The 5,926-nt window shown below is 56.0% G+C and carries 4 protein-coding genes; all 4 read right to left on the reverse strand.

Annotated elements, in window-relative coordinates:
• On the reverse strand, positions 1–290 hold a 290-nt coding region (locus CIK92_RS02790), incomplete at its 3' end, for a hypothetical protein (protein WP_144289312.1).
• A gap of 82 nt (positions 291–372) precedes the next feature.
• Positions 373–948 (reverse strand): chromate transporter, encoded by a 576-nt coding sequence (locus CIK92_RS02795; protein ID WP_094388090.1) that lies wholly within the window; start codon positions 946–948, stop codon positions 373–375.
• A 2-nt stretch (positions 949–950) separates the two neighbouring features.
• Positions 951–1,496, reverse strand: a complete 546-nt coding sequence (locus CIK92_RS02800; protein ID WP_022309656.1) for a chromate transporter — start codon at positions 1,494–1,496, stop codon at positions 951–953.
• A complete protein-coding gene (gene purL / locus CIK92_RS02805) occupies positions 1,496–5,218 on the reverse strand; it encodes a phosphoribosylformylglycinamidine synthase (RefSeq protein ID WP_094388091.1) in 3,723 nt (1,240 codons plus the stop codon). Before purL ends, CIK92_RS02800 begins: the two co-directional genes overlap by 1 nt.
• Between the last annotated feature and the right edge of the window lie 708 nt (positions 5,219–5,926).

Raw genomic sequence — 5,926 nt, forward strand, 5'->3', positions numbered from 1 at the left:
AACTTGTAATAATCGGGGATACGGGATGTGGGGCGGGGCTGATGAGACTGCGGGGCGGGCTCGTAGTCATGGCGCGGCGCCGCACCGAAACGGGCGTGCTGGGGAAGGAGCGCTGCACGGTCGCACGACGGACTGTCGGCTCCCCACAGACGGTCGCGACGCTCATGACTGGGCACGCAATGGGTGACATCGTCGAATGCCACGGCAGAGTCTACCGTCTCGGCAAAGCCAGAGACGGAGGCAAGCAGGACCGCCATCAGCAGTAGCAGCAATCGTAATGTCTGTTTCATCGGTCTGTGTATAGTTGTATCAAGTGGGGACAAGCCCCGGGGGTGCATTATGGGTGATGGGGTGTGGCAGAGGGGCTGCGGGTCAGTAGAGCAGCATGAGTCCGGCAAAGGCGGCAAGGCATATCATCTGGATGGGACCCACCTTGACTATCTTGGTGCCCACGAAGGTGGCGACAAAGAGGCCGATGCTAATCCAGAACTGCCAGGGCGACACCTGCATGACGCCGAAGTTCTCGCCATTGCAAAGCATGAGCGTGGCGGCAGCCAAGAGGCCCACAACCACGGGGCGGAGTCCGGCGAAGACGCTCTGCACCAGCGCGGTGTGCATGTATTTCATAAACATGCGGCTGATGAGTATCATCAGGATAAACGACGGCAGCACCAGGGAGAATGTGGCGACGGCAGAGCCAAGGACACACATCGCAGAGTCGAACCCCGCGTTCTGCATGGCAGTGAAACCGCAGTAGGTGGCAGAGTTGATGCCGATGGGGCCAGGCGTCATCTGCGAGATGGCAACCACATTGGTAAACTCGGCAGACGAGAGCCAGTGGTGGTGGACCACCGTCTCGGCCTGGATGAGCGACAGCATGCCGTAGCCACCGCCAAAGCCGAAGAGGCCAATCTTGAAGAACGTGACAAAGAGGCTCAGGAATATCATCGTTACTCTGTAGGTTTAATGATTCGACCATAGAGGTAACCACCGATGCCTGCGCCGATGAGCACGTAGATGGGGTTGACATTGAACGCCCAGATAAGCAGTGCACTGACAATGGGTATCCAGCAGTTGGTAAGGCAGATGCCGGTGCTCTTCGCCATATTGAACGTAGGCACGGCTATGAGCGCTACCACAGCAGGACGGATGCCCATAAACATGGCTGAGACCCAAGGGATGTCGATGAAATGGCGGAAGCACATGGCAATGGCAAGGATGATGAGAAACGAAGGCAGCGCGGTGCCCAATGCGGTGCAGAGGGCGCCGGCTGTCTTACGCATCTTGTATCCTATGAAGACGCTGATGTTGATGGCAAATACGCCCGGACAACTCTGGGCGATGGCGAGCATGTCGACAAATTCGTCCTTGCTCACCCACCCTCTCTTCTCTACCACTTCGGCTTCGATGAGGGGTATCATGGCGTAGCCTCCACCCAGGGTGAAGGCGCCAATCTTGACAAACGTCTTGAATGCTTCTAAATAGAAATTCGCCATTATCGCTTGTTCTCAATCCATTTGCGGGCATTGACGAAGGCCTCAATCCAAGGAGTGACCTCGTCGCCACGACGGTCGGCAGGATAGTAAGCCTGCTGCCAGGGGAAGATGGCTCGCTCCAGGTGGGGCATCATGGCCAGATGACGGCCGTCGGCAGAACAGATACCAGCGACATTGTAGTCGGAGCCGTTGGGATTGCCGGGGTACTGGGCGTAGCTGTACTTGGCCACGACGTTGTAGGCGCTCTCGCCCTCGGGCAGAGAGAAGCGTCCCTCGCCATGGGCTACCCAGATGCCGAGTTTGTCGCCGCTCAGGCTGCCAAACATGACGCTGTTGTTCTGGGGAATATCGAGTCCGAGGAAGGCACTCTCAAACTTGTGCGACACATTGTGAAGCAGATGGGCACGCTGCTCGTGCTCAGGGTTGATGAGGTTGAGCTCGACCATGAGCTGGCAGCCGTTGCAGATACCCAGCGAGAGCGTGTCCTCACGGGCATAGAACTTGTCGAGGGCTTCCTTGGCTTTGGGGTTGAAGAGGAAGGCGCCGGCCCAACCCTTGGCAGAGCCGAGCACGTCGGAGTTGGAGAAGCCGCCACAGAAGACAATCATGCTGATATCCTCGAGGGTCTCGCGGCCACTGATGAGGTCGGTCATCATGACATCCTTCACATCGAAGCCTGCCAAGTAGAGCGAGTAAGCCATTTCGCGCTCGCCATTGGTTCCCTTCTCGCGGATGATGGCGGCCTTGATGCCCGACGGCTTGCGACGGTCGGCGCTGATGCCATACTGGGCGAGCGTACCGGTGAAGTCGTCGTTGAACTTCATCACGATGGGCTGGTGCTTATAGTTGTCGCGGCGCTCGCGGGCCATACCATTCATGCTCTGTTTGCGGTCGAGCAGATAGCTGGTCTTATACCAGGTGTCGCGAAGGGCGTCGATGTCGAAGGTATGCTGGTAGTCGTCTTTCTTGATGACGATGGTGCGGCTGTCGGGGGTGGGATAGCCAATCTTGGCATAGCCGATGCCGGCATCCTCGAGGAAGGCGCGCAGCTCCTGCTTGTGCTCGTCGCTCACCTGGATAACCACGCCGGGGTTCTCGGCGAAGAGGAGCTTCACGATGTCATCGTCGGCGATGTCATGGAGATTGACGTGCATACCGCCGTGGGTGTTGGCAAAGGTCATCTCGAGCAGTGTGGTGATGAGACCACCGGCAGAGATGTCGTGGCCAGCCATAATCCAACCGCGGTTGATGAGCTCCTGCACAGCCTCGAAACAGTCAGCGAAGTACTCTGCATTGGATACAGTGGGCACATCGTCGCCTACCTTGCCGAGGCTCTGCGCAAAGGCGGAGCCACCCAGACGCTGGGTGTCGAAGCTGAAGTCGATATGGTAGAGGGATGAGTTCTTGTCATTGACCATCACGGGCGATACGACCTTGCGCACGTCGGAAACCTCGCCACCAGCCGAAACGATAACGGTACCGGGAGAGATAATCTTGTCGCCATTGGGGTACTGCTGGCTCAGCGAGAGGCTGTCCTTGCCGGTGGGTACGTTGATGTGGAGGGCGCAGCAGAAGTCAGAGAGTGCCTCAACAGCCTGATAGAGGCGTGCATCCTCGCCCTTCTGCGAACGGCAGGGCCACATCCAGTTGGCACTGAGCGACAGGCTTTCCATGCCGTCGGCAAGGGGAGCCCAGACGATGTTGGTCAGAGCCTCTGCCACAGAGAGCACACTGCTGGCAGAGGGATTGGCGAGACCTGCCTGAGGCGCGTGGCCCAAGGCGGTGGCGATACCCTTGCGTCCGCGGTAGTCGAGGGCTACCACGCCACAGTCGGAGAGGGGCAGCTGTATCTCGCCCTGACACTGCTGACGGGCAATCTTACCGGTAACCGATCGGTCTACCTTGTTGGTAAGCCAGTCTTTGCAAGCCACGGCTTCGAGCTGAAGCACGCGCTGCAGATATTCATCTATCTTGTCTTGTGAATAAGTAACGTCTTCATAATGGCGCACCACGGTCTCATCCTGCATTACGGTCTTGGGAGAGTGACCGAACATCTGTGCCACATCGAGGTCGAAGGGTTTCTTGCCGTCGCCCTGGACGAATGAGAAGTGGGCGTCGCCGGTGGTCTCGCCGACTACATAGAGCGGGGCACGCTCGCGCTCGGCGATACGCTGCACATGCTCGAGATGCTTCTCGTCGATGAGTAGACCCATGCGCTCCTGGCTCTCGTTGGCGATGATTTCCTTGGCGCTGAGGGTCTTGTCGCCGATAGGCAGACGGGTCATGTCTATCTCGCCACCACAGTCTTCAACCAACTCGGAGAGGCAGTTGAGGTGGCCGGCAGAACCGTGGTCGTGGATACTTACCACGGGGTTGTTGTCTTCCTCGACCAGAGCGCGCACCAGGTTATAGGCGCGCTTCTGCATCTCTGGATTGGCGCGCTGTACGGCATTGAGCTCGATACCGTTGGAGTAGCGTCCGGTATCTACCGAAGAAACCGAACCGCCACCAAGGCCGATGCGATAGTTGTCGCCACCGACCACTACGACCTTGTTGCCCTTCTGGGGCTCGCCCTTCAGACAGTCGCGCTTCTTGCCGTAGCCTACGCCGCCGGCAAGCATAATCACCTTGTCATAACCCAGACGCTGGCCGTCGCCACCATGCTCAAAGGTGAGCACAGAGCCGGTGATAAGGGGTTGGCCAAACTTGTTGCCGAAGTCTGATGCGCCGTTGGAGGCCTTGATCAGTATCTGCTCGGGGGTCTGGTAGAGCCACTGGCGCACGGGGAGCAGGTCTTCCCAGTCGCGCTCAGCGATGGTCTTGCCCTCGTCGTCGGTCAGACGGGGATAAGAGGTCATATAGACAGCCGTACCGGCGATGGGCCATGAGCCTACACCGCCACCCATACGGTCGCGTATCTCTCCGCCGGTACCTGTTGCGGCGCCGTTGAAGGGTTCTACTGTCGTGGGGAAGTTGTGGGTCTCGGCCTTGAGCGAGATGACGCTCTCGATGTCTTCTACCTGGAAGTAGTCAGCGGTAGACTGGTCCTTGGGAGCGAACTGCTCTATCACGGGGCCTTGGGCGAAAGCCACATTGTCCTTGTATGCCGACAATATCTTGCCGGGGTTTTCCTTGGTGGTCTTCTTTATCATCGCAAAAAGGCTCGATTCCATCTCTTTGCCATCGATGATAAACGTGCCGCCGAAAATCTTGTGACGGCAGTGTTCAGAGTTAATCTGGGCGAAGCCAAAGATTTCTGAGTCGGTGAGCGGACGGCCGTTCTGCTTTTCTATCTTGTGCAGATACTCTATCTCCTCGGGCGAGAGGGCAAGGCCTTCTTGCTCGTTGTATTCCTCCAGATTGTCAACGTACTTGATAGGTTCGGGCTTGTGGTTCACAGTGAACACGTTCTGGTCTATGCCCTCGTACATACGCTGGAGCATGGGGTCGTGGTCGGCATCAGCGCTGGCCACAGGGAAGAACTCCTCTATACGCGAAATGCCGCTGAGGTTCATATTCTGGGTAATCTCAACGGCATTTGTGCTCCAAGGCGTAATCATTTCACGGCGTGGGCCCACATAGAAGCCCTGCAAAGCCTGCTCCGCCATGAGGGTGGCGTCGCCATAAAGCCAACTGAGTTCGTCGATTTCCTGCTGATTGGGCTGATGGTTGATTTCAGTCGCAATCACATGCTCGTTCTGAGTCTTGAAGAAGAGAATCATATTATTCTTACTGTATTTATGAGTTTTCTGACTGCAAAGTTAGTGCAAGTCGAAGACAATTCAAAGAAAAAAGCGTGTTTTTTCAACTTGAATTGTTGAGACGCAGCCTAAATTATTCAAAGTTAGTGCAAGTTGAACACAATTCAAAGAAAAAGCGCATGCTTTTTCAACTTGAATTGTTGAGACGCAGCCTAAATTATTCAAAGTTAGTGCAAGTTGAACACAATTCAAAGAAAAAGCGCATGCTTTTTCAACTTGAATTGTTGAGACGAAGCCTAAATTATTCAAAGTTAGTGCAATTAGGAGGCAATTCGCGACATTCTCCACCGTTTCTGCGACTTTTCCATTGATCCACCGCCTATATATATAATAAGGTGTAGGTATAGAGATGCCCATTGAACTCTTCCCCATGAGAAAGACAAGAAAGGAGGTGACCCATATCCTCATTTCCCACTATTTATTGCGCCTGCGAGGGTGATGAAATAAATACAAAAAGCCGTGTGGCGGATGGCGGCTTCGCCTTGGCGTGGATGGCGGTGCCGACCGTCGGAAAACGAGTTTTCCTCCATGCCGTCTCCACCATCCCCACCGTCATGCGGTGCATGACGCCATCCGCCGCGACGGTAAAAAAAGCGGCCTACGGCCGTTCAAAAAGTCCGGCTTTCGCCGGTACAAAAACAGCTACGGATAGAGGCCCCTCCCCAAACC

It is taken from the genome of Prevotella sp. P4-67, from assembly GCF_002251325.1.
Classification (GTDB): domain Bacteria; phylum Bacteroidota; class Bacteroidia; order Bacteroidales; family Bacteroidaceae; genus Prevotella.